This window comes from Pseudomonas frederiksbergensis (assembly GCF_035751725.1).
Lineage (GTDB): Bacteria > Pseudomonadota > Gammaproteobacteria > Pseudomonadales > Pseudomonadaceae > Aquipseudomonas > Aquipseudomonas frederiksbergensis_A.
Window position 1 is genome coordinate 425142 of the sequence record NZ_CP142104.1, and the last position, 24736, is coordinate 449877.

21 protein-coding genes are annotated in these 24736 nt (G+C 61.8%); 19 read left to right on the forward strand and 2 right to left on the reverse strand.

The features are described 5' to 3' along the window. The first annotated feature begins 79 nt into the window (after window positions 1–79). Window positions 80–334: a hypothetical protein gene (locus VQ575_RS01940; protein ID WP_003186715.1), complete on the forward strand. Its 255-nt coding sequence runs from the start codon at window positions 80–82 to the stop codon at window positions 332–334. Between the two features lie 43 nt (window positions 335–377). Further along, window positions 378–947, forward strand: coding sequence for a lipocalin family protein (locus VQ575_RS01945; RefSeq protein ID WP_039592725.1), 570 nt, complete (start codon window positions 378–380; stop codon window positions 945–947). Window positions 948–978: 31 nt separating this feature from the next. Here VQ575_RS01945 and VQ575_RS01950 read toward each other — a convergent pair whose 3' ends face one another. Beyond that, window positions 979–2343, reverse strand: coding sequence for a formimidoylglutamate deiminase (locus VQ575_RS01950; protein ID WP_325918974.1), 1365 nt, complete (start codon window positions 2341–2343; stop codon window positions 979–981). A 144-nt stretch (window positions 2344–2487) separates the two neighbouring features. Here VQ575_RS01950 and hutC point away from each other — a divergent pair, with 144 nt between their 5' ends. From hutC to mdoH, 17 genes are all read left to right on the forward strand, one after another. Beyond that, entirely contained in the window at window positions 2488–3198 is a 711-nt protein-coding gene (hutC, locus tag VQ575_RS01955) for a histidine utilization repressor (RefSeq protein ID WP_196304737.1), read from the forward strand. Further along, entirely contained in the window at window positions 3195–3764 is a 570-nt protein-coding gene (locus tag VQ575_RS01960) for a HutD/Ves family protein (protein WP_198726457.1), read from the forward strand. The genes hutC and VQ575_RS01960 overlap by 4 nt, the downstream gene beginning before the upstream one ends. A gap of 383 nt (window positions 3765–4147) precedes the next feature. Beyond that, window positions 4148–5836 carry a urocanate hydratase gene (gene hutU, locus VQ575_RS01965; RefSeq protein WP_325918976.1) on the forward strand — a complete coding sequence of 563 codons (1689 nt, stop codon included), beginning with the start codon at window positions 4148–4150 and terminating at the stop codon, window positions 5834–5836. A gap of 54 nt (window positions 5837–5890) precedes the next feature. Continuing rightward, window positions 5891–7357 carry a purine-cytosine permease family protein gene (locus tag VQ575_RS01970; RefSeq protein WP_325918979.1) on the forward strand — a complete coding sequence of 489 codons (1467 nt, stop codon included), beginning with the start codon at window positions 5891–5893 and terminating at the stop codon, window positions 7355–7357. Window positions 7358–7427: 70 nt separating this feature from the next. After that, window positions 7428–8396, forward strand: coding sequence for an ABC transporter substrate-binding protein (locus VQ575_RS01975; protein ID WP_045154889.1), 969 nt, complete (start codon window positions 7428–7430; stop codon window positions 8394–8396). 71 nt (window positions 8397–8467) lie between these two features. Continuing rightward, window positions 8468–9319, forward strand: coding sequence for an ABC transporter permease (locus tag VQ575_RS01980; protein WP_039592732.1), 852 nt, complete (start codon window positions 8468–8470; stop codon window positions 9317–9319). Next, complete coding sequence (locus VQ575_RS01985) at window positions 9316–10146, forward strand: quaternary amine ABC transporter ATP-binding protein (protein ID WP_052680760.1); 831 nt, start codon at window positions 9316–9318, stop codon at window positions 10144–10146. The genes VQ575_RS01980 and VQ575_RS01985 overlap by 4 nt, the downstream gene beginning before the upstream one ends. Before the next feature lie 183 nt (window positions 10147–10329). After that, window positions 10330–11853: a histidine ammonia-lyase gene (hutH, locus tag VQ575_RS01990; RefSeq protein ID WP_325918980.1), complete on the forward strand. Its 1524-nt coding sequence runs from the start codon at window positions 10330–10332 to the stop codon at window positions 11851–11853. Window positions 11854–11983: 130 nt separating this feature from the next. Then, window positions 11984–13516, forward strand: coding sequence for a histidine ammonia-lyase (gene hutH, locus VQ575_RS01995; protein WP_045154891.1), 1533 nt, complete (start codon window positions 11984–11986; stop codon window positions 13514–13516). Window positions 13517–13572: 56 nt separating this feature from the next. Then, window positions 13573–14775 (forward strand): imidazolonepropionase, encoded by a 1203-nt coding sequence (hutI, locus tag VQ575_RS02000; protein ID WP_325918981.1) that lies wholly within the window; start codon window positions 13573–13575, stop codon window positions 14773–14775. 10 nt (window positions 14776–14785) lie between these two features. Then, window positions 14786–15589, forward strand: coding sequence for an N-formylglutamate deformylase (gene hutG / locus VQ575_RS02005; RefSeq protein WP_325918983.1), 804 nt, complete (start codon window positions 14786–14788; stop codon window positions 15587–15589). Between the two features lie 308 nt (window positions 15590–15897). Beyond that, window positions 15898–16845 (forward strand): choline ABC transporter substrate-binding protein, encoded by a 948-nt coding sequence (locus VQ575_RS02010; RefSeq protein WP_325918985.1) that lies wholly within the window; start codon window positions 15898–15900, stop codon window positions 16843–16845. A 79-nt stretch (window positions 16846–16924) separates the two neighbouring features. Continuing rightward, entirely contained in the window at window positions 16925–17836 is a 912-nt protein-coding gene (locus VQ575_RS02015) for an alpha/beta hydrolase (protein WP_039592738.1), read from the forward strand. Window positions 17837–17941: 105 nt separating this feature from the next. Beyond that, window positions 17942–18913: a prolyl aminopeptidase gene (pip, locus tag VQ575_RS02020; RefSeq protein ID WP_003196909.1), complete on the forward strand. Its 972-nt coding sequence runs from the start codon at window positions 17942–17944 to the stop codon at window positions 18911–18913. Next, the gene (dtd, locus tag VQ575_RS02025) at window positions 18910–19347 is read left to right on the forward strand and encodes a D-aminoacyl-tRNA deacylase (RefSeq protein ID WP_039592740.1); all 438 of its coding nucleotides are present in this window, start codon (window positions 18910–18912) and stop codon (window positions 19345–19347) included. The genes pip and dtd overlap by 4 nt, the downstream gene beginning before the upstream one ends. 350 nt (window positions 19348–19697) lie before the next feature. Next, complete coding sequence (locus VQ575_RS02030; RefSeq protein WP_235433105.1) at window positions 19698–21440, forward strand: glucan biosynthesis protein G; 1743 nt, start codon at window positions 19698–19700, stop codon at window positions 21438–21440. After that, window positions 21433–24003, forward strand: a complete 2571-nt coding sequence (gene mdoH, locus VQ575_RS02035) for a glucans biosynthesis glucosyltransferase MdoH (protein WP_039592749.1) — start codon at window positions 21433–21435, stop codon at window positions 24001–24003. Before VQ575_RS02030 ends, mdoH begins: the two co-directional genes overlap by 8 nt. A gap of 110 nt (window positions 24004–24113) precedes the next feature. Here the strand turns inward: mdoH and VQ575_RS02040 are convergent, their stop codons facing one another. Beyond that, complete coding sequence (locus tag VQ575_RS02040) at window positions 24114–24455, reverse strand: DUF6124 family protein (protein WP_325918987.1); 342 nt, start codon at window positions 24453–24455, stop codon at window positions 24114–24116. Between the last annotated feature and the right edge of the window lie 281 nt (window positions 24456–24736).

The window sequence follows — 24736 nt, forward strand, 5'->3', positions numbered from 1 at the left end:
AGGGAACCAGACAGGGGTTTTCTCTTCTAAGGATCAGGTTGGCACCCTGCCACCTCCCTTCCGTTCCAGGAGTTACACCATGTCGCTGCGATCTATCGCCCTGCTGTTTATGTGCGTCGTGTTGACCGCATGCAGCAAGGTCAACCAGGAAAACTATTCGAAGCTGTCGGCCGGGATGCCCAAGGCCGAAGTCGAGACGTTACTGGGCAAACCGACTGACTGTTCGGGCGCGCTTGGCATGTCCAGCTGCACCTGGGGCGACCAGAAAAGCTTTATCAGCGTGCAGTACGCCGGTGACAAAGTGTTGATGTTTTCCGGCCAAGGCCTGAAGTAACCTGAAGTAAACCGGGGCCAAGCGCCCACGGGAGAAAAAAATAATGATGCGGTTAGTGTTTGTGCTTTTGGCTGGCCTGGTATTGGCCGGCTGTGCCACTTCTGGCGTAGACCCGTTGGCGCCCAAGACCGTCAGCAGTGTCAATCTCAAGCGTTACCAAGGGACCTGGTACGAGCTGGCCCGCCTGCCGATGTATTTCCAGCGCAACTGTGCGCAATCCGAAGCCCATTACACCCTCAAGCCCGACGGCAACGTGGACGTGTTCAACCGTTGCCTGACTTCGGATTGGAAGTGGGAAGAAGCCAGGGGGACGGCTTACCCGCAGGTACCGGGCAAGACCGACAAGCTCTGGGTCGAGTTCGACACCTGGTTTTCGAGGATCCTGCCGGGTGTGGCCAAGGGCGAATATTGGGTCTTGTATGTCAGCGATGACTACAAGACCGCCATCGTTGGCGATCCGAGCCGTCGCTACCTATGGCTGCTGTCGCGCACGCCAACGGTCAAGGTCGATGTGCGCGAAGAGCTGCTGAGCAAGGCACGCCAGCAGGGTTATGACACCACGCGGTTGGTCTGGCGCGCGTCGGACCGGCAGATGGCCAAGACCTCGGACTGACTGATAGCCGAGAAAACCATTTTTTATCGGGTCAGTCCAAGAGTTCGCGCAGCACCCGGGTAAACGCCCGGGCGCTTTCCTCTTCGCCGCCATGGCGTCCATTGCGCACCACCCACTTGCCGCCGACCATCACATCGCGCACCTGGCGATCGCCGCCAGCAAACAGCCAGCGATTGAGGATGCCGTCACCGCTGGCCGTGGCGAGGTACGGATCATTGCCATCGAGCACCAGCCAGTCGGCACGCTTGCCCACCTCGAATGTGCCGATAGGTTGTCCCAGTGCCTGGGCACCGCCTTGCAACGCTGCGTCAAACAAGGTGCGTCCAACCACTGGCTGATCCGTTCGGTACAACCGGTTGCGGCGCTGGTCCCGCAGGCGCTGGCCGTATTCCAACCAGCGCAACTCTTCGACCACGCTCAACGACACATGGCTGTCGGAGCCGATGCCCATCCGCCCGCCCTGGGCGAGGAAATCCACGGCCGGAAATATCCCGTCGCCCAGGTTCGCCTCGGTGGTCAGGCACAAACCGGCAATCGCCCTGCTCTTGGCCATGAGGCTGACCTCTTGTGGGCTGGCGTGGGTCGCATGGACGAGGCACCAGCGCTGGTCGACTTCGGCATTTTCATACAGCCATTGCAGCGGACGGGCACCGCTCCAGCTCAGGCAGTCGTCCACTTCTTTCTGCTGTTCGGCGATGTGGATGTGTACCGGGCAATCACGGTCGCTGGCGGCCAGCACGTCGTGAATCTGCCCGGGGGTCACGGCGCGCAGCGAGTGGAAGCACAAACCCAGCGCCTGGGACGGTTGCCCGGCCAGGATCGGCTGCAAGCGTGACTGCAGCTTCAAGTAGTTCTCGGTGCTGTTGATGAAGCGGCGCTGCCCGTCATTGGGTGCCTGGCCGCCAAAACCGGAGTGACTGTAGAGCACCGGCAGCAGCGTCAGGCCGATGCCGGCGTCGCTGGCGGCCTGGCTGATTCGCAGGGCCAGTTCCGCTGGGTTGGCGTAGGGCGCGCCGTCGATGTCATGGTGCACGTAATGGAATTCGGCCACTGACGTGTAGCCGGCCTTGAGCATCTCGATGTACAGCTGCCGGGCGATGACGCCCAATTGGTCGGGGCTGATTTTTCCGACCAGACGATACATCAGGTCGCGCCAGGTCCAGAAACTGTCGTTGGGATTGCCCGCCACTTCCGCCAGCCCGGCCATGGCCCGCTGGAACGCATGGGAATGCAGGTTCGGCATGCCCGGCAACAGCGGCCCACCGAGCCGTTCGGCCCCGTCTGCGTGGGAATCGGCCTGGACATCGGTCAGGACGCCCTCGGCGTCGACCTCAAGACGCACATCATTGGCCCATCCATTAGGCAGCAGCGCACGCTCGGCAAAGAAGGCGGACATCGGTTGAACCTCGTTGCGTGTAATTTGTATATACATATACAGACGTTTGCCTGGCCGGTAAACTCCGGCAAGCTAGCAACCTTATTCGCAGAACAGGGAACCGCCGTGCCGACTCCGCCTGCCAAACCGCCGCTGGCCGCAAACATGGGTGACAGTCCGGCGCCCTTGTACGCCCGCGTCAAACAAATGATTACCCAGCAGATCGACAGTGGGAACTGGCCGCCGCATTACCGCGTGCCGTCGGAAAGCGAGCTGGTCAGCCAGCTGGGTTTCAGTCGCATGACCATCAACCGTGCGCTGCGGGAAATGACCGCCGACGGCCTGTTGGTGCGCATGCAAGGTGTCGGCACGTTCGTGGCCGAGCCCAAGAGCCAGTCCGCATTGTTCGAAGTGCACAACATTGCCGACGAAATCGCCTCCCGGGGCCATCGGCATACCTGCAAGGTCATCACCCTGGAAGAAGAGGCCGCCGGCTCGGAGCGGGCCCTGGCCCTGGACATGCGCGAAGGCCAGAAGGTGTTCCACTCGTTGATCGTGCATTTCGAGAACGACATTCCCGTGCAAATCGAGGACCGTTTCGTCAATGCGCTGGTGGCGCCTGATTACCTCAAGCAGGACTTCACCCAGCAAACGCCTTATGCCTACCTGAACCAGGTGGCGCCGCTGACCGAAGGCGAGCATGTGGTCGAGGCGATCCTGGCCGAGCCGAGCGAATGCAAGCTGCTGCAGATCGAAAAAGGCGAGCCGTGCCTGTTGATCCGCCGCCGTACCTGGTCCGGGCGCCAACCGGTGACCGCTGCACGCCTGATCCATCCGGGCTCCCGTCACAGTCTGGAAGGGCGTTTCCATAAATGAGCCAATTGAAGGTTTTACGCGCTGCGGATTACCCGCGCATGCCTTGGAAGAACGGTGGCGGCAGTACCGAGGAAATCACCCGCGATGCCGGCGCCGGCCTGGAAGGTTTTGGCTGGCGCCTGTCGATCGCCGATATTGGTGAGTCGGGTGGCTTTTCCACCTTCGCTGGCTACGAGCGGATCATCACGGTCTTGCAGGGGGACGGCATGACGCTGAATGTCGATGGCCATGCCACGCGACCTCTGCATCCGCTGGACCCTTTCGCGTTCAGTGGCGAAAGCCATGTGCATTGCACGCTGCTGGGCGGGCCGATTCGTGACTTCAACCTGATCTACGCGCCACAGCGTTACCGCGCGCGATTGCAGTGGCTGGGAGGCCAACAGCGATTTTTCAGCGAGGCGGGGACGGTGTTGGTGTTCAGTGCGGCTCCGGGACTGGCTATAAAGATCGGTGAGTCCGCCGTGGACTTGGGCCTCTACGACTGTTTGCAACTGAGCGGTAACACCACGCTGATGGATGTCTCGACCCACGGTCAATGCTGTGTGATCGAACTGACCGCCTGTTAAGAAATCCTGTGACAGAGCTTTTGTGGCGAGGGAGCAAACTCCCCGCCACAAAAAACGCGCTCATTGTTTCCTGTTCGCGCACCAACTTGTTACTGAACGCCCCAGCGTGGCGCAATACCATGCTTCTGTGCCCTTCTGATTTGCCACTCGAAAACCCTCCTTAAAAATTTCATGCAGCCTAGCAGCCCTTGAATCACAAGGCTTTCAGCCAATTCACCAGCCGTTCCTGAAGACCGCCGCCAACAAGTTGGCCGCTTGATTGCATATGCTTGTACATACAAGTAAAGACGTATGCGTATGAGTCGCCTGCATTCAACGCAACGTTCGCTAATCGCTGCCCACTGCCCGGGCTGGTCTGGATTGATCGCTGAGGAGTTTTTGCTGTGACCGACGCTACCCGCAAACCTGAAAAATACCGTGACGTTGAAATCCGCGCCCCTCGCGGCAACACGCTGACCGCCAAGAGCTGGCTGACCGAAGCGCCGTTGCGCATGCTGATGAACAACCTCGACCCGGAAGTGGCCGAGAACCCCAAGGAACTGGTGGTATACGGTGGCATCGGCCGCGCGGCGCGCAATTGGGAGTGCTACGACAAGATCGTCGAAAGCCTGACCAATCTGAATGATGACGAAACCCTGCTGGTGCAATCCGGCAAGCCAGTGGGCGTGTTCAAGACCCACAGCAACGCCCCTCGCGTACTGATTGCCAACTCCAACCTGGTGCCGCACTGGGCCAGTTGGGAGCACTTCAACGAACTCGATGCCAAGGGCCTGGCCATGTACGGCCAGATGACCGCCGGCAGCTGGATCTACATCGGCAGCCAGGGCATCGTGCAAGGCACTTATGAAACCTTCGTCGAGGCCGGTCGCCAGCATTACGACTCAAACCTCAAGGGCCGTTGGGTGCTGACCGCCGGCCTGGGCGGCATGGGCGGTGCGCAACCGCTGGCTGCGACGTTGGCCGGCGCATGCTCGCTGAACATCGAGTGCCAGCAGGTGAGCATCGATTTCCGCCTGAAAACCCGCTATGTCGATGAGCAAGCCAAAGACCTCGACGACGCCCTGGCCCGCATCGAGAAATACACCGCCGAAGGCAAGGCGATTTCCATCGCGCTGTGTGGGAACGCGGCTGAAATCCTGCCGGAAATGGTCCGTCGTGGTGTGCGTCCGGACATGGTCACCGACCAGACCAGCGCCCACGATCCCCTCAACGGTTACCTGCCGGCCGGCTGGACCTGGGACGAATACCGTGCCCGTGCCAAGACCGAGCCTGCCGCCGTGGTCAAGGCCGCCAAGCAATCGATGGCTGTCCACGTCAAAGCGATGCTGGACTTCCAGAAAATGGGCGTGCCGACCTTCGACTACGGCAACAACATCCGCCAGATGGCCCAGGAAGAGGGCGTCGAGAATGCCTTCGATTTTCCGGGGTTCGTGCCGGCGTATATCCGTCCGCTGTTCTGCCGTGGCATCGGCCCGTTCCGTTGGGCGGCGCTGTCCGGCGACCCGCAAGACATCTACAAGACCGACGCCAAGGTCAAGGAACAGATCCCCGACGACGCCCACCTGCACAACTGGTTGGACATGGCCCGCGAGCGCATCAGCTTCCAGGGCTTGCCGGCGCGTATCTGCTGGGTTGGCCTGGGCCAGCGCGCCAAGTTGGGCCTGGCGTTCAACGAGATGGTGCGCAGCGGCGAATTGTCGGCGCCGATCGTCATCGGTCGCGACCACCTCGACTCTGGCTCCGTCGCCAGCCCCAACCGTGAAACCGAATCCATGCAGGACGGCTCCGACGCCGTTTCCGACTGGCCGCTGCTCAATGCCTTGCTCAACACCGCCAGCGGTGCGACCTGGGTTTCGCTGCACCACGGGGGTGGCGTCGGCATGGGCTTCTCCCAGCACTCGGGCATGGTGATCGTCTGCGACGGTACCGACGAAGCGGCCGAGCGCATTGCCCGCGTCCTGCACAACGACCCGGGTACAGGCGTGATGCGCCATGCCGATGCCGGTTACCAGATCGCCATCGATTGCGCGAAGGAGCAGGGGCTGAACCTGCCGATGATCACCGGCAAGTAACGCAAAACCCAAAAAAAGCATCGCCCGAACCGAACAATCCACAGAGGTTGAACCATGGCTGTCACCAGCACACGCGAAAACAGCAAGCCGTTGATCGAGAAACGTTCGATCGACTACATCCCGGAAGGGGAGCGGCACGGCCGATTGTTGAGCCAGTTCACCCTCTGGATGGGGGCCAACCTGCAGATCACTGCAATCGTCACCGGCGCATTGGCGGTGGTGCTGGGCGGTGATGTGTTCTGGTCGTTGATCGGTTTGCTGATCGGCCAGGTGCTCGGCGGTGGCGTCATGGCCTTGCATGCAGCGCAAGGGCCCAAGCTGGGCCTGCCGCAGATGATCTCCAGCCGGGTGCAGTTTGGTGTGTATGGCGCGGCCATCCCGATCGTGCTGGTGTGCCTGATGTACCTGGGTTTCACCGCAACGGGAACCGTGCTTTCCGGGCAGGCGCTGGGCCAGTTGTTTGGTGTCAGCGACAGTGTCGGCATCCTCATTTTCGCCAGTGTCATCGTGCTGGTCACGGTGCTCGGGTATCGGGTGATTCACTTCATTGGCCGTGTCGCCAGCGTCATTGGCGTGATCGCCTTTGTCTATCTGTTCGCTCGGTTGATCAGCCAGACCGACGTTGGCGCACTGCTGCAAATCCGCGACTTCAGCTGGAGCAGTTTCCTGCTGGCGGTGTCGCTCGCGGCCTCCTGGCAGATCGCCTTCGGCCCCTACGTGGCGGACTATTCGCGTTACCTGCCGAGCAAGACGTCCTCGGTGAAAACCTTTTTTGCCGCAGGTGCCGGTTCCGTCATCGGCGCGCAAGTGGCGATGATCCTCGGCGTGTTTGCCGCCGCCTCGGCCAACGGGCAGTTCGCCGGTCATGAAGTGGCCTATATCGTTGGCCTGGGCGGTACCGGCGCCACCGCTGCGCTGCTGTACTTCAGCATCGCATTTGGCAAGGTCACCATCTCTACGCTGAATTCCTACGGCAGCTTCATGTGCATCGCGACCATCATCAGCGGTTTCCGCGGGCATGTGAACGTCACGCGCTTGCAGCGCTTGGTGTTCGTGCTGGTCATCGTTGGCGCCGCGACCTTGATCGCGCTGCTCGGCCAGCACTCGTTCCTCGGTGCGTTCAAGTCCTTCATCTTGTTCCTGCTGGCGTTCTTCACGCCGTGGAGCGCGATCAACCTGGTGGACTACTACTGCATCACCCGCGAGCGCTATGACGTGCCGGCACTGAACGACCCGAACGGTCGCTACGGTCGCTGGAATGCCCTCGGCATCAGCGTCTATGTCTTCGGCGTACTGGTTCAATTGCCGTTCATTGCGACCAAGTTCTATACCGGTCCGCTGGTGGGAGCCATGGGCGGTGTGGATATTTCCTGGATCATCGGCCTGGTGGTCCCGGCGGCGCTGTACTACGTCCTCGCCAAGCAGTGGCACAGCGCAGTACCCGATCAATTGATCCTGCCGGTCGAGCAGGACGCGGTTGACGCACAACCGAGCAGGGCGGGCCGCATCCAAGCGGTCTGATGGGACGTTGACAGGGCTGGATGCCTCTTGACTGCCGTAAGCCAATCCAACTGATTAGGAGCGTCACATAATGAAGTCGAACAAGACCCTGCTGACCACATTGCTTTCCATGGGCCTGCTGGCCAGCGTCGGCGCCACGCAAGCGGCGGGTTGGTGCGAGTCGGGCAAACCGGTGAAGTTCGCCGGCCTGAACTGGGAAAGCGGCATGCTGCTGACCGACGTCCTGCAAGTGGTCCTGGAAAAAGGCTACGACTGCAAGACCGACAGCCTGCCCGGCAACTCCATCACCATGGAGAACGCGCTGAGCAGCAACGACATCCAGGTATTTGCCGAAGAGTGGGTCGGTCGCAGTGAAGTCTGGAACAAGGCCGAGAAGGCCGGCAAGGTGGTCGGCGTCGGTGCCCCGGTGGTGGGCGCCATCGAAGGCTGGTACGTGCCGCGCTACGTGGTTGAAGGCGATGCCAAGCGCAAGCTCGAAGCCAAGGCCCCTGGCCTGAAGAACATCGCCGACCTGGGCCAGTACGCCGCCGTGTTCAAGGACCCGGAAGAACCGTCCAAGGGCCGGTTCTACAACTGCCCGGCCGGCTGGACCTGCGAGCTGGACAACAGCGAAATGCTGAAAAGCTACGGCCTGGAAAAAACCTACACGAACTTCCGTCCAGGCACCGGCCCGGCCCTGGATGCGGCGGTGTTGTCGAGCTACAAGCGTGGCGAGCCGATCCTTTTCTACTACTGGTCGCCTACGCCGCTGATGGGCCAGGTGGACCTGGTCAAGCTCGAAGAAAAACCTGGCGTGGATAAAAGCGTGAGCATCAAGGTCGGCCTGTCCAAGACCTTCCACGACGAAGCCCCGGAATTGGTGGCGGTCCTGGAAAAGGTCAACCTGCCGATCGATATCCTGAACCAGAACCTCGGGCGCATGGCCAAAGAGCGGATCGAGTCGCCGAAACTGGCGAAGATCTTCCTGAAGGAACATCCTGAAGTCTGGCACGCCTGGGTCAGTGAAGACGCTGCCAAGAAAATCGACGCGGCTCTGTAGGTCGAATATTTCCCGGCCAACCCGTGGGCTGGCCGGGACGTTCACCGCATCCACCTGATCGAGAGTCTCTTATGTTTCCCGAAAGCTTTACCTTCTCCATCGCCGACTGGGTCAACGGTTGGGTCGACGCCCTGGTGACCAACTATGGCGATGTGTTCCGGCACATCTCCGACACGCTGCTGTGGGCCATCGTCAACCTCGAAGGCCTGCTGCGCATGGCACCGTGGTGGTTGATGCTGGCCATCGTCGGCGGCATTGCCTGGCACGCCACCCGCAAGGTCGTCGCCACGGCAGTGATCGTCGGCTTGCTGTTCCTGGTGGGCGCGGTGGGCCTGTGGGACAAACTGATGCAGACCCTCGCCTTGATGCTGGTGGCGACGCTGATCTCGGTGATGATCGGCATTCCCCTGGGCATTCTCTCGGCGCGCAGCAATCGCCTGCGTTCGGTGCTGATGCCGCTGCTGGACATCATGCAGACGATGCCGAGCTTCGTGTATCTGATTCCGGTGTTGATGCTGTTCGGCCTGGGCAAGGTCCCGGCGATCTTCGCCACGGTGATCTACGCCGCGCCACCCTTGATCCGCCTGACCGACCTGGGCATCCGCCAGGTGGACGGCGAAGTGATGGAAGCCATCAATGCCTTTGGCGCCAACCGCTGGCAGCAACTGTTCGGCGTGCAACTGCCCTTGGCCCTGCCGAGCATCATGGCCGGGATCAACCAGACCACCATGATGGCCCTGTCGATGGTGGTCATCGCCTCGATGATCGGCGCCCGTGGCTTGGGCGAAGACGTGCTGGTGGGCATCCAGACCCTCAACGTCGGGCGTGGCCTCGAAGCGGGCCTGGCCATCGTGATTCTCGCCGTGGTCATCGACCGCATTACCCAGGCCTATGGTCGTCCTCGGCATGAGGTGAGCAAATGAGCAACGCAGCCGTCAGCAAGATCGAAGTCAAGAACGTCTTCAAGATTTTCGGCAACCGTTCCAAGGAAGCCCTGGACCTGATCCGCCAGAACAAGACCAAGGACCAAGTGCTGGCCGAAACAGGCTGCGTGGTCGGTGTGAACGATCTGTCGCTGAGCATCGGCACCGGTGAGATCTTCGTGATCATGGGCCTGTCCGGCTCCGGCAAATCCACCCTGGTGCGCCACTTCAACCGGCTCATCGATCCTACCAGTGGTGCGATCCTGGTGGACGGCGAAGACATCCTGCAACTGGACATGGACGCCCTGCGCGAATTTCGCCGGCACAAGATCAGCATGGTCTTCCAGAGCTTCGGCCTGTTGCCCCACAAGAGCGTGCTGGACAACGTCGCCTACGGCTTGAAAGTGCGCGGCGAAAGCAAACAGGTGTGCGCCGAGCGCGCGCTGCACTGGATCAACACCGTGGGCCTGAAGGGCTACGAGAACAAATACCCGCACCAGCTCTCCGGCGGCATGCGCCAACGCGTCGGCCTGGCTCGGGCGTTGGCGGCGGACACCGACATCATCCTGATGGACGAAGCCTTCAGCGCCCTCGACCCGCTGATCCGCGCGGAAATGCAGGACCAGTTGCTGGAACTGCAGAAGACCCTGCACAAGACCATCGTCTTCATCACCCACGACCTCGACGAGGCCGTGCGCATTGGCAATCGCATTGCGATTCTCAAGGACGGCAAGCTGATCCAGGTCGGCACGCCGCGGGAGATCCTGCATTCGCCGGCGGATGAGTATGTCGATCGGTTTGTGCAGCGCAGGGCTGCGGTGGTGTAAAGGTCGGACATCCTTGTGGCGAGGGGATTCATCCCCGTTGGGGCGCGTAGCGCCCCCAAGACAGCTGAATGCAATTGGCCAGATGCACCGAGGCGACAGTTTTTGGGCCTGCTTCGCAGCCCAGCGGGGATAAATCCCCTCGCCACAAATGCCATTGGCAACTTTATGTGTATGAGGTTTGAGATGTCCCAGGCTGAAAAAATCATCATCACCGGCGCTCCGTTGCGCTGGCAGGACGTGGTCGCCGTCGCCCGCTTCGGCGCTGTGCTCGAGCTGTCGGCCCAGACCTGGGCGCGGATCGACAATGCCCAGGCCATCGTCCAGCGCATCGTCGAAAGCGGAGAGCGCGCCTATGGCGTCAACACCGGCCTGGGCGCCCTGTGCAATGTCTCGCTCAAGGACGAACAACTCAGCCAGCTGTCGCGCAACACCCTGCTCAGCCATGCCTGCGGCGTCGGCCCGGCGCTTTCCGACGAGCAGACCCGGGCGATTCTCTGCGCCGCCATCCACAACTACAGCCATGGCAAGTCCGGCATTCACCGCCGGGTGGTCGAGGCGTTGCTGGCGCTGCTCAATCGCGGCATCACGCCGCAAGTGCCGTCCCAGGGTTCGGTGGGCTACCTGACCCACATGGCTCACATCGGCATCGCGCTGCTGGGTGTCGGCCAGGTCAGCTATCGCGGACAAATCATTCCAGCGCAACAGGCCTTGGCCGCCGAAGGTCTGCAACCGGTGCAACTGGGGGCCAAGGACGGCTTGTGCCTGGTCAACGGCACGCCGTGCATGACCGGCCTCAGTTGCCTGGCGCTGGCCGATGCGACGCGGCTGGTGCAATGGGCCGACGTGATCGGCGCCATGAGCTTCGAGGCCCAGCGCGGCCAGATTGCTGCGTTCGATGCCGAGATCATCGCCCTCAAGCCGCACCCGGGCATGCAGCAGGTCGGCGTGAATCTGCGCGCGTTGCTCGACGGCAGCGAAGTCATCGCTTCGAGCCTGGGCATCCGCACCCAGGACGCCTTGAGCATCCGTTCGATTCCCCAGGTGCACGGCGCCGCTCGCGATCAGTTGGAGCATGCCCGGCAACAGATCGAAACCGAGCTCAACGCGGTCACCGATAATCCGCTGCTACTGGGGACGCCGGAAAGCTTCCGGGTCATGTCCCAGGCCAATCCCCACGGCCAGTCGGTGGCGTTGGCGGCGGATTTGCTGGCGATCGCCATGGCAGAGATCGGCTCGATCGCCGAGCGTCGCCTCGATCGCCTGATCAACCCTCACGTCAGCGGCCTGCCGGCGTTCCTGGTGGCCAACCCCGGCGTGAATTCCGGGATGATGATCGTGCAATACGTCGCCGCGTCGCTGTGCGCGGAGAACAAGCAACTGGCGCAACCGGCGGTGCTCGACAACTTCGTCACCTCGGGGCTGCAAGAAGATCACTTGAGCATGGGCACCAACGCGGCCCTGAAGCTGCACCGGGCGCTGGAAAACTGCACGCAGATCCTCGCCATCGAATACCTGCTGGCGGCCCAGGCCTTTGAATTTCTCAAGACCCAGCGCTTCGGCGCCGGCACCGACATCGCCTGGAGGCTGCTGCGCGAGCGCGTCCCGGCCTACGACCAGGACCGCTGGCTGGCGCCGGACATCGCCAGTGCCGCCGGGCTGCTCAAAGACCCGAATCTGCTGCACAGCGTATTACCGAATTTGAACTGATCAAAAAAAGCGCCAGCGTGCCAAGGCACCCACAGCCCACAAGGCATCGCCCAAAAAGCGAAGGTGACGGATAACGGAACATTCCGGAGCGACTGGCGGGTGAAAACAAAACTCTCAAAAGGAGCAATACATGACTGCCTTAAACCTGATTCCCGGCCAATTGAGCCTGGCTCAATTGCGTGACATCTATCAGCAACCGGTGACCCTGAGCCTCGACGCCAGTGCATCGGCGCAGATCGAAGCGAGCGTTGCCTGCGTGGAACAGATCCTCGCCGAGAATCGTATTGCCTATGGCATCAACACCGGTTTCGGCCTGCTGGCCTCGACCCGCATCGCCAGCGAAGACCTGGAAAACCTGCAGCGCTCCCTGGTGCTGTCCCATGCCGCTGGCGTGGGCGAGCCGATCAGCGATGCGCTGGTGCGGTTGATCATGGTGCTCAAGGTCAACAGCCTGAGCCGGGGTTTTTCCGGCATCCGTCGGCAGGTGATCGATGCGCTGATTGCACTGATCAATGCCGAGGTCTACCCGCACATCCCACTCAAGGGTTCGGTCGGTGCTTCGGGTGACTTGGCGCCACTGGCCCACATGTCCCTGGTGCTGCTGGGCGAAGGCAAGGCCCGCTACAAAGGCGAATGGCTGCCGGCCGTCGAGGCGCTGAAAGTCGCCGGCCTCGCGCCACTGACCTTGGCCGCCAAGGAGGGCCTGGCGCTGCTCAATGGCACGCAAGTTTCCACAGCATTTGCGTTGCGCGGTTTGTTCGAAGGTGAAGATCTGTTCGCTGGCGCCCTGGCCTTGGGCAGCCTCACGGTGGAAGCGGTGCTCGGTTCACGCTCGCCATTCGATCCGCGCATCCATGCCGCCCGGGGCCAGAAAGGCCAGATCGATGCGGCCGCGGCCTACCGCGATCTGCTGGGCGAGCGCAGTGAAGTCTCCGATTCGCACCAGAACTGCGACAAGGTCCAGGATCCGTATTCCCTGCGCTGCCAGCCGCAAGTGATGGGCGCCTGCCTGACCCAGTTCCGCCAGGCCGCCGAGGTGCTGGTGATCGAGGCCAACGCGGTGTCGGACAACCCGTTGGTGTTCGCCGCCGAGGGCGATGTGATTTCCGGTGGCAACTTCCACGCCGAACCGGTGGCGATGGCCGCCGACAACATGGCCCTGGCGATTGCCGAAATCGGCTCCCTGAGCGAGCGGCGCATTTCGTTGATGATGGACAAGCACATGTCGCAACTGCCGCCGTTCCTGGTGGCCAATGGCGGGGTGAACTCCGGTTTCATGATTGCCCAGGTGACGGCGGCTGCCTTGGCGAGTGAAAACAAAGCACTGTCCCATCCTCATTCGGTGGACAGCCTGCCGACCTCGGCCAACCAGGAAGACCACGTCTCCATGGCCCCGGCCGCCGGCAAGCGCCTGTGGGAAATGGCCGAGAACACCCGTGGAATTCTTGCGGTGGAATGGCTCGCGGCGTGCCAGGGATTGGACTTGCGTGGCGGTTTGAAAACCTCCGCCAAGCTGGAACAAGCCCGGAATCTGTTGCGTGCAGAAGTGCCGTTCTATGAGAAGGACCGGTTCTTTGCGCCGGACATCAATGCGGCCACTGAACTGTTGGCGAGCCGGTGCCTGAACGAACTGGTCACGGCGCAGTTGTTGCCGAGCCTGTAAGGGCTTTTTCGCGAGCCTGCTCGCGAATCGATTTTGAATGCGACGAGGAAACCGGGATGAAAACCCTCTGGCAAAACTGCCACGCCGCCACCATGGCCCAGGGCGTCTACTCGATCATCGAAGACGCCGCCATCGTCACCCAGGGCGAGCACGTTCAATGGATCGGCCCGCGTGCCGAACTGCCGACGGGCGACTACCCGTCGGTCAACGACCTCAAGGGGGCCTGGGTCACGCCGGGGCTGATCGACTGCCACACCCACACGGTGTTTGGCGGCAACCGCAGCGGTGAGTTCGAACAGCGCTTGCAAGGCGTCAGCTACGCCGAAATCGCCGCGGCCGGCGGTGGCATCGCCAGTACTGTGCGCGCCACCCGCGCCGCCAGCGAAGACGAGTTGTTTACCAGCGCCGCCAAACGCCTGAAAAGCCTGATGCGCGATGGCGTGACCACGGTGGAAATCAAATCCGGCTATGGCCTGGATCTGCCCAGCGAGCGCAAGATCCTGCGGGTCATCCGCCGCCTCGGCGCCGAACTGCCGGTCAGCGTACGCAGCACGTGCCTGGCGGCCCATGCCTTGCCGCCGGAATACAAGGATCGCGCCGACGACTACATCGAGCACATCTGCACCGAGATGCTGCCGGCGTTGGCCGCCGAGGGGTTGGTGGATGCGGTGGATGCCTTCTGCGAATACCTGGCATTTTCCCCGGCGCAAGTCGAGCGGGTGTTCATCACCGCCCAACAACTGGGCCTGCCGGTGAAGTTGCATGCCGAGCAATTGTCGTCGCTGCACGGCTCCAGCCTGGCGGCGCGCTACCAGGCGCTGTCGGCCGATCACCTGGAGTTCATGACCGAAGACGACGCCAAGGCCATGGCTGAGTCCGGCACCGTGGCGGTGTTGCTGCCGGGGGCGTTTTATTTCCTGCGCGAAACCCAACTGCCGCCGATGGATGCCCTGCGCAAACACGGCGTGAAAATCGCCGTGGCCAGCGACCTCAACCCCGGCACCTCGCCGGCGTTGTCGTTGCGCTTGATGTTGAACATGGCCTGCACCTGTTTGCGCATGACGCCGGAAGAAGCCCTGGCCGGGGCGACAATCCATGCGGCACAGGCCCTTGGCATGGGCCATACCCACGGTTCGCTGGAAGCCGGCAAGGTGGCGGATTTTGTCGCCTGGCACATCGATCGCCCGGCCGACCTGGCGTACTGGCTCGGTGGCGATCTGGAAAAACGCGTCGTGCGTCACGGCGTGGAAATCGATTAGGAGAGCGGTTGTGGAGAAGGTCCTGAATTTCAAGCAAGGGCGGGTGCCGCTGTTGATCAGCATGCCCCACGCCGGCCTGCGCCTGACCCCGGCGGTAGAGGCAGGGTTGATTCCCGAGGCCCGGAGCCTGCCGGACACTGACTGGCACATCCCAAGGCTCTATGAGTTCGCCAATGAGCTGGGCGCCAGCACCCTGGCTGGCGAATATTCGCGGTTCGTCGTCGACCTGAATCGACCCTCCGATGACAAGCCGATGTACGTCGGTGCCACCACCGGCTTATACCCGGCGACGCTGTTCGATGGCGTGCCGTTGTTTCGTGAAGGGTTTGAGCCATCGGCCGAAGAGCGGGCAACTTACCTGCAACAGATCTGGATGCCCTACCACCAGGCGCTGCAGCAGGAGCTGGCGCGGCTCAAGGCCGAGTTCGGCTATGCCTTGCTATTCGATGCCCATTCGATCCGTTCGGTGATCCCGCACCTGTTCGACGGCAAGCTGCCGGACTTCAACCTCGGCACGTTCAACGGTGCCAGTTGCGACCCGGCCCTGGCCAGCCAGCTCGAAGGCATCTGCGCCCGCCACGAACAGTTCACCCATGTGCTCAACGGGCGTTTCAAGGGCGGACACATCACGCGGCACTACGGCAACCCGGCCCAGGACATCCACGCGGTGCAACTGGAACTGTGCCAGAGCACCTACATGGAAGAATTCGAACCGTTCAACTATCGTCCGGATCTGGCGGCGCCGACCCAGGTGGTGCTCCGGGAGTTGCTGGAAGGCTTCCTGGCTTGGGGGCAGCAGGCTTACAAAAAATAACATCTGCGCGATTCCTCTGTTGCGAGGGGATTTATCCCCGCTGGGGCGCTAAGCGGCCCCAAAATAGCTGATCCATGCCGACTCAATGGGTTGGATCCAGATTTTTGGGACTGCTGCGCAGTCCAGCGGGGATAAATCCCCTCGCCACAAGTGTATGTGTCCTGACTCCTTGGAATGGGAACTGTCGCCACCGTGCAAAATCGCGTCGCCACAGTTCATCTTCAGCCCCTCGGCGCTGCGTAATGTTTTGAGTACGGTGCAGCAAGACACCGACCTACAATAATCCGCTGCCGCACGAGATCTTCCCGATGAAAAGACTGTTCAAGCGCTGTCTGTCGATCCTCTGCGGTACTGTCATCTTGAGCGGCGGCGCGATGGCCGCCGAGCCTGCGTCCTGCCAGACCGTGCGCATGGGAGTGGTCAACTGGACCGATGTGATCGCCACCAGCGGCATGGCCGACGTGTTGCTTACGGGGCTGGGCTATGAAAGCAAGCAGACCAGCGCCGTGCAGCAGATCATCTTCGCCGGCATTCGCGACAAGCGGCTCGATATTTTCCTGGGTTATTGGAAGCCGGCGATGGACAAGAACATCGCCCCGTTCCTGGCGGCCAACCAGGTGAAGGTATTGGACAAGCCGAGCCTGGCCGATGCCCAGGCCACCCTGGCCGTCCCGGACTACGTGGCGGCGGCGGGGCTCAAGACCTTTGCCGACATCGCCCGGTTCAAGGATCAGCTCGGCGGCAAGATTTATGGGATCGAGCCGGGGAGTGGCGCCAACACCACCATCAAGACCATGATCGAGACCAACCACTTTGGCCTCAAGGATTTCAAATTGATCGAATCCGGCGAGGCCGGGATGCTGGCGGCGGTACAACGGGCGGTGAATCGCAAGGAATTCGTGGTGTTTGTTGGCTGGACTCCCCACCCGATGAACATCAACATGAACATCGCCTACCTGACCGGTAGCGAAGACGTCTATGGCCCCAACGAAGGGGCCGCAACCGTCTCCACAGTCACCGCGCCGGACTACGCCCAACGTTGCCCGAATGTGAACCGGCTCCTGGAGAACCTCACCTTCACCGCTGCCCAGGAAAGCCAGTTGATGGTGCCAATCATGGAGCGCAAGACACCCCAGGACGTCGCACGGCAATGGCTGCGCGAGCATCCCGAGGATTTGCAGCGTTGGCTCGCTGGCGTGACCAGCTTCGATGGCAAGGATGGAATTGCGGCGGTGCAGGCCAGCCTCAAGAACTGACACGGTATCAAGGACAGCGATAATCCCTCGCCACAAAAGCGGCTGAGCCACATCCTCTATCGACGCATGGCAATCCAAGATGGCCTACCCACTTTCCCGGGCAATGTCCGCCTTCATCGATAAAACTCTGGGCTTCACCGCCCCGGACGACAGCCTCGCGAGCTCGCGTCAGGCCTACAGCCATATGTGCCGGGCCTTCACCCCGCCGCGCCCGCCGACACTGGCGGTCGAGGATCTGCACCTGGCTGGCGTGCCCATCCGCGCCTATCACCCGCGCACGGCACCGCCGCTCGCCGGCTGGCCGTGCATCCTATACCTGCACGGTGGCGGTTGGGTGGTGGGGGACCTCGATTCCCATGACTTCATCTGCATGGAGCTGGCCTTGGACCTTGGCGCATTGGTCGTGGCGGTGGATTACCGACTCGCGCCGGAGCATCCGTTCCCGGCCGCTTTCGAAGATTGTCTCGCGGTGTGGCACCACTTGGCGGACACCCCGTTTGCCATCGACCCCCGTCGCCGTACGTTGGTCGGCGACAGCGCCGGAGGCAATCTCGCCGCAGCGTTGTGCCTGGCTTTGCGCGATGCCGGACAACCGTTGCCCCGGGCCCAGGTGTTGATCTACCCGGCACTCGGCGGCCCCGCGGATTTGCCGTCGCGTCATGAATGCACCGATGCGCCGCTTCTGAGCAGCCAGGATGTGGAGCGCTATGAGGCGCAGTACCTGGGTAACTTGCAATCCACACCGTACGCTGCACCGTTGCTCGCCGAGAACCTGAGCGGCTTGCCACCGGCGCTGATTACCGTAGCCCAATGGGATCCTTTGCGTGACGACGGCATCCTTTATAGCGAGCGGCTGAACGCCGCAGGCGTGGACGCGGTGCTCCATGTCGGCAACGGGCTGGTCCACGGTTGCCTGCGCGCCCGGGGACGTGTGCCAGAGGTCGATAAGATGTATCGCACGCTGTTCGCTTATCTCGCTGACACGCTTTGACTGCGCGCAGGGCATGCTCATTGACGTAATTCGGGTTTATGATGCCGGACGGCAGACTAAATAGAAGTCCCCCCAGGGATGACTCGACCCCTTACGGAGCGCGCAATGCAGACTTTGTACCCGCAGATCAAACCCCATGCCCGGCACGATCTGGCTGTCGATGACACCCACACGCTTTACGTCGATGAGAGCGGTTCGCCAGAAGGCCTGCCGGTGGTGTTCATCCATGGTGGCCCGGGGGCGGGTTGCGATGCGCAGAGCCGTCGCTACTTCGACCCGAACCTGTACCGCATCGTCACCTTCGACCAACGCGGCTGCGGCCGGTCCACGCCCCACGCCAGCCTGGAAAACAACACCACCTGGGATCTGGTCGAGGACCTGGAGCGCATCCGCAAGCACTTGGGCATCGAAAAATGGGTGCTGTTCGGCGGCTCCTGGGGCTCGACGTTGGCCCTGGCCTACGCCCAAACCCATCCGGAGCGGGTACATGGCTTGATCTTGCGTGGGATCTTTCTCTGCCGTCCGCAGGAAATCGAGTGGTTTTACCAGGCCGGCGCCAGTCGCCTGTTTCCGGATTACTGGCAGGACTACATCGCGCCGATCCCTCTGGATGAGCGCGACGACCTGCTCAGCGCTTTCCACAAGCGCCTGACCGGTAACGACCAGATCGCCCAGATGCACGCCGCCAAGGCCTGGTCGACCTGGGAGGGCCGCACCGCGACCCTGCGCCCGAACCCGTTGGTGGTCGACCGCTTCTCCGAACCGCAGCGCGCCCTGTCGATCGCCCGGATCGAATGCCACTATTTCACCAACAACGCTTTCCTCGAACCCAACCAGCTGATTCGCGACATGGGCAAGATCGCCCATTTGCCGGGCGTCATCGTGCACGGTCGCTACGACGTGATCTGTCCGCTGGACAACGCCTGGGAACTGCACCAGAACTGGCCCAACAGCGAACTGCAGGTGATTCGCGACGCCGGCCACGCAGCCTCGGAGCCAGGGATCACCGATGCGCTGGTGCGCGCGGCCGCGCAAATGGCCCGGCGCCTGCTTGACCTGCCGCCCGAAGAAGCATGAAAGGTCTGCTGCAACGGGTTCGCGGCGCCCGGGTAGAAGTCGCGGGCGAGATAGTCGGTGCGGTGGACCATGGCTTGCTGGTACTAGTGGCTGTCGAGCCCGGTGATACCCGGGCCCATGCAGACAAGCTCTTGCACAAACTGCTCAATTACCGGGTGTTCAGCGATGACGCCGGGAAGATGAACTTGTCCCTGGCGGATGTGGCAGGAGGGTTGCTCCTGGTTTCCCAGTTCACCCTGGCGGCGGATACCAAAAGTGGCCTGCGTCCGAGTTTCTCCACCGCCGCGCCTCCTGCCCTTGGCGAAGAGTTGTTCAACTATTTGCTCAGCCAGGCGAAACAGGTGCATGGCACCGTGGCATCAGGTAGATTCGGCGCCGACATGCAAGTGCATCTGGTCAATGATGGCCCGGTAACCTTCCTGTTACAGGCCTGAAAGCGTTTGAAACATCTTTTCGGTCCGGTTTCGAGGCAAAACAGGCTGTTTTCTCGATAAATACTTTACTAGCCCTGATGCGTTGTCACGCGGCGTACTAGATAATCGCGCGCTACGGGGGACCAGCGTTCGCTGGTCCATTTGACTTAGGTAGAGACTTGTCCTGAACCGTTTGGGGAATCATTTTGTCCCATCGGAGTCGGAACAATGCTCGCCAACTTGGCAAGAGTGGTCCGCAGGAACGGTTTTTCAGCGCCGTTACCGTGTAGATACTTTATCTGGCCGTTGGTTTTTTGATCAGTATTCGGCGAGGGTTGCTCGTGATTGTTAGTCCCTGTAATGCACCAAAAATGACTGCCAAACGGTTTAGAAACGCTCTGGTAGCGGGCTCGGCCCTGTTGTGCCTGTTTGGCGCCGGCCAACTGTGGGCATTCAGCCTGGATGATGTATCGGCAAAAGCGCAAGAACTGGCCGGGCAGAAGTTCGAGGCCCCGCGCAGCAATTTGCCGAACGAATTCCGCGAAATGAAATTCGCCGATTATCAGAAAATCCGTTTCCGTACCGAAAAAGCGGAATGGGCCGACCAGAAGACCCCGTTCCGGCTGTCCTTCTACCACCAGGGCATGCACTTCGATACGCCGGTGAAGATCAACGAGATCACCGCGACCACCGTCGAAGAGATCAAATACGACCCGACGCGCTTCGATTTTGGTGACGTAAAGTTCGACCCCAAGGCCACCGAGCAGCTGGGCTACGCGGGTTTCCGCGTGTTGTACCCGATCAACAAGGCCGACAAGCAAGACGAGATCATGACCATGCTGGGCGCGAGCTACTTCCGCGTCATCGGCAAGGGCCAGGTCTACGGCTTGTCCGCCCGTGGCATGGCCATCGACACCGCACTGCCGTCGGGTGAAGAGTTCCCGCGCTTTCGCGAGTTCTGGATCCAGCGTCCGAAACCGACCGACAAGCACCTGGTGATCTTCGCCCTGCTGGATTCGCCGCGGGCCACGGGCGCCTATCGCCTGACCCTGCGTCCAGGTACCGACACCGTCGTCGATGTGAAGTCGCGCGTGTTCCTGCGCGATCGCGTCAACAAGCTGGGCATCGCCCCATTGACCAGCATGTTCCTGTTCGGCGCCAACCAACCGTCCAAAGTGCTGAACTATCGTCGTGAACTCCACGATTCCAGCGGCTTGTCCATCCATGCCGGCAACGGTGAGTGGATCTGGCGTGCGCTGAACAATCCGAAACACCTGGCCGTAAGCAGCTTCTCGGTGGAAAACCCGCGTGGTTTCGGCTTGCTGCAACGGGGCCGTGACTTCAGCCACTACGAAGACCTGGACGATCGCTACGACAAGCGTCCAAGTGCCTGGATCGAACCAAAAGGCGACTGGGGCAAGGGCACCGTTAACCTGGTGGAAATTCCGACCGCCGACGAAACCAACGACAACATCGTTGCGTTCTGGAGTCCGGAAAAACTGCCTGAGCCAGGCCAGCCGCTGGACTTCGCCTATCGCCTGCACTGGACCCTCGATGAAGCCAGCCTGCACTCGCCAGACAGCGCCTGGGTCAAGCAGACCCTGCGTTCCACCGGTGACGTCAAGCAGTCCAACCTGATCCGTCAGCCGGATGGCAGCGTGGCCTACCTGGTCGATTTCGAAGGCCCGTCCCTGCAAGCCCTGCCGGAAAACGCAGAAGTGCGCAGCCAGGTGAGCGTCGGCGACAACGGCGAGATCGTTGAAAACAGCGTGCGCTACAACCCGGAAACCAAGGGCTGGCGCCTGACGCTGCGCCTGAAGATCAAGGACCCGAGCAAGTCCACCGAGATGCGTGCCGCCCTGGTCCGGCCGCTTGTCCCGGTTGAACTGCCGGCCGCCTCGCATTCGGTGACCACCTTGGCCAAGGCTGACAAGGTCGCCAAGCAGCAGGGCGAGAAAGAGAAGACCAACGAGCAAGCCAGCGAGCAAAAAGAAGCCAAGGCCGTCAAGGCGTCCACCGCCGCCGCCGAGCCGACCCCAACCCCACAGGAACCGGAGCAGACTGAGCAAGTCCTGACCGAGACCTGGAGCTATCAGTTGCCTGCCGATGAGTAATACTCCCGTACAACCAGAATCTCTTCGCGAGTATCTGGCCCATTTGCCGATGACCGACGAGCAGCGCGCCGAGCTGGCGGGCTGCAAGTCCTTCAGCGAATTGCATGAACGCCTGGCTTCCTCGACATTCGATGCACCCACCGAGTCGGCGCAAGCCTCGGTAGGTCGTCGCTTGACGCTGAGCACCGCTGAGGAACTCGAGGACGCCGAGATGCTGGCGCTCGATTCCAGCGGCCGGGTGTGCCTGAAGGCGACGCCGCCGATTCGCCGGACCAAGGTTGTGCCGGAGCCATGGCGTACCAATATCCTGGTACGTGCATGGCGCCGCCTGACCGGTCGCACCAATCCGCCGAAGCCGCCCAAGGACGAACGCGTATTGCCGCACGCGCGTTGGCGCACCGTGGGGTCGATACGCCGCTACATCCTGCTGATACTGATGCTTGGCCAGACCATCGTCGCCGGCTGGTACATGAAAGGCATCATGCCGTACCAGGGCTGGTCGCTGGTGGACCTGGACGAAGTGCTGCACCAGCCGCTGTTGCAAACGGCCACGCAAGTGCTGCCGTATGCGCTGCAAACCAGCATCCTGATCATGTTCGGGATTCTGTTCTGCTGGGTGTCGGCTGGTTTCTGGACCGCGCTGATGGGGTTCCTCGAACTGCTCACCGGTCACGACAAGTACCGTATCTCCGGGGCCAGCGCCGGCAACGAGCCGATCCCCAAGGACGCCCGCACCGCGCTGGTGATGCCGATCTGCAACGAGGATGTGCCACGGGTGTTCGCCGGCCTGCGCGCCACCTTCGAGTCAGTCGCAGCCACGGGAGACCTGGATCGCTTCGACTTCTTCGTGCTCAGCGACAGTAACGAAACCGATATCTGCGTGGCCGAACAGCAGGCCTGGCTGGATGTCTGCCGCGAAACCGGCGGCTTCGGCAAGATCTTCTACCGCCGTCGCCGTCGCCGCGTGAAGCGCAAGAGCGGCAACCTCGACGACTTCTGCCGTCGTTGGGGCAGTGACTACAAGTACATGGTCGTGCTCGACGCTGACAGCGTCATGAGCGGCGAATGCCTGACCAGCCTGGTACGCCTGATGGAAGCCACGCCGGACGCCGGCATCATCCAGACCGCGCCAAAGGCTTCGGGCATGGACACGCTGTATGCGCGCATGCAGCAGTTCGCCACCCGCGTCTATGGCCCGCTGTTCACTGCCGGCCTGCACTTCTGGCAACTGGGTGAATCCCACTATTGGGGCCACAACGCGATCATCCGCATGAAGCCGTTTATCGACCACTGCGCCTTGGCGCCGTTGCCCGGTAAAGGTGCGTTCTCGGGCGCGATCCTCTCCCACGACTTCGTCGAAGCCGCGCTGATGCGCCGTGCGGGTTGGGGTGTGTGGATTGCCTACGATTTGCCGGGCAGCTACGAGGAATTGCCGCCGAACCTGCTGGACGAACTCAAGCGTGACCGTCGCTGGTGCCACGGCAACCTGATGAACTTCCGGCTGTTCCTGGTCAAGGGCATGCACCCGGTGCACCGCGCGGTGTTCCTGACCGGCGTGATGTCCTACCTGTCGGCACCGCTGTGGTTCTTCTTCCTGGTGCTCTCCACCGCGCTGCTGGCGGTCAATACGCTGATGGAACCGCAGTACTTCCTGGAGCCGCGCCAGTTGTATCCGCTCTGGCCACAATGGCATCCGGAGAAGGCCATCGCGCTGTTCTCCACCACCATCGTGCTGCTGTTCCTGCCCAAGCTCTTGAGCATCGTGCTGATCTGGGCAAAAGGCGCGACGGAGTTCGGCGGCAAGTTCAAGGTCACCCTGTCGATGCTGCTGGAGATGCTCTTCTCCATGCTGCTGGCGCCGGTGCGCATGATTTTCCACACTCGCTTCGTCCTCGCCGCTTTCCTGGGCTGGGCCGCGACCTGGAACTCGCCGAAGCGTGACGACGACTCCACGCCGTGGAGCGAAGCCGTCAAGCGCCACGGCCCGCAGACCCTGTTGGGCTTCTTCTGGGCACTGCTGGTGATCTGGCTGAACCCGAGCTTCCTGTGGTGGCTGGTGCCGATTGTCGGCTCGCTGATGCTGTCGATCCCGGTCTCGGTGATTTCCAGTCGCGTGGGCCTGGGCTTGAAGTCCCGTGATGAAAGCCTGTTCCTCATTCCTGAGGAATACGCACCGCCACAGGAGCTGCTGTCGACAGACCAGTACACCCATGAAAACCGTTGGCACGCGCTGAACGACGGTTTCATCCGGGCGGTGGTCGATCCACGACAGAACGCCTTGGCGTGCGCATTGGCGACATCGCGTCACGGCCAGGCCGAGCCTATCGAGTGGCTGCGGGTCGAGCGCGTTCGTCACGCTTTGAAGGTCGGCCCTGCTGGTCTCAATAACGCTGAGCGACTGGCCTTGCTGAGCGACCCGGTGGCCTTGTCCCGCCTGCATGAGCAGGTCTGGAGCGAGGCGCATCCGGAGTGGCTGGCGGCGTGGCGTGAGTCGGTGAAGGCTGACCCGCACGCACCGTTGTTGCCGCTGCAGCCGGTGAGCGTACAGCCTCAACTGGCCTGATACGCAAAAAGCCCCGCTTCTGGAAGGAAGCGGGGCTTTTTGTTGGGCGTATTTTCTATCTGCGGATCGCCGTTGTGGCGAGGGAGCTTGCTCCCGATGTTGTTGTGCGGTCAGTGCTGCGGGTTGATGCTATCCAACATCCGGTTTGCCAATAACCTACTCAGTTCGATCAGTTGCTGAATGCCGAAGGCAACGTGGCGCCGAGAGCCTTTCAGGTCAAACGCAAGGTCGCTGACCATGGCATCGGCTGAGGCCAGGTTTTCGCTGAGGTTGGCCAGCAGGCTTTCGGTGTCGATGCCTTCTACGAGGGCGAAGAGCTGGCCTGGCGACGGTTTGTTCTCGGATTTGGCCTGTTTGGGGTTCAGGTAGTAGTCGAGCGCGCGATCGGTGGCTTCCTGGAGTTTCTTGGGATCGGTTTCTGGTTCTGGAGGGTTGGGGGTGGCTTTGTGCATGGTTGACGCTCCTTGATTAATGGAGCCGCCAGGCATCGCTGCTAAACGAAAAGGGTGGCGGCGGTACGCGGGTTAGCAGACCAGGAATCAAGGAACCCGGCGCACCGAAGTGCCCCACGCACAGCCGCCATAAAGCGGACCTGCGTGCCTTGATATTGTGCCGAGCTGCTAAACCCGATCGCTGAACTGACAGCGACCTGCAAACGTTAGAGTCTCGGGCCAAGGCACACAAGCCGGCGGATTCTGGCGTAGTTGTAGGCAATGGCGCAAGGCTCCGTAGC